The following is a 536-nucleotide window of genomic DNA, read 5'->3' as shown; positions in this document are numbered from 1 at the left end:
TTTCTTACGATTAGTCAACCTTATTTAAAGAATAATTTAATTTATATTTTTATGAGTGTTAGTGGTGAGGGATATCCCTCACCACTAACACTCATTTTTAGAAACACCAAAAAGACCTGACGATTTTTATTTTTTTCGAAAGGTCATTATGCTATAGTTCTATGTAGGTGATTACGATTTCTGAGCTGGTAGTGCGGACTCATAATCGTAAAGAATGCCACGCGTCAGTAACTGAAATGTCACTTTCAGAAACTTATTGATGCAGGCGATGATCGCAACCTTATGAGGCTTCCTCTGAGGTTGCTTTTTTAATTTGTAGTAATAGTCCACAAAATGATTCGGTTTTCCTTTAGCCATAAGCATGGCGCACACCATAAAATATAAAATCTTCCGTAAATGTTTGTTCCCTCGTTTATTAATCCTGTCTCGATATTGCGTATTCCCAGACTGGTACCGCATAATATCAATGCCTGTGTAAGCGTTCAGTTGTTTCGCATTTTGAAAGCGGCGGATGTCACCAATCTCTCCAATTAATC

1 protein-coding gene is annotated in these 536 nt (G+C 37.1%); it reads right to left on the bottom strand.

Annotation, left to right across the window (positions count from 1 at the left end; genetic code table 11):
• Positions 1-171 precede the first annotated feature (171 nt).
• Positions 172-536, bottom strand: a 365-nt coding sequence (locus ABNX05_RS26085) for a transposase (protein ID WP_349662343.1), incomplete at its 5' end; no start/stop codon positions are given.

This window comes from Lysinibacillus zambalensis, from assembly GCF_040183165.1.
Classification (GTDB): Bacteria; Bacillota; Bacilli; order Bacillales_A; family Planococcaceae; genus Lysinibacillus; species Lysinibacillus zambalensis.
Note: the sequence above shows the minus strand (reverse complement) of the source record. Positions and strands in the feature narration are given on the sequence as shown.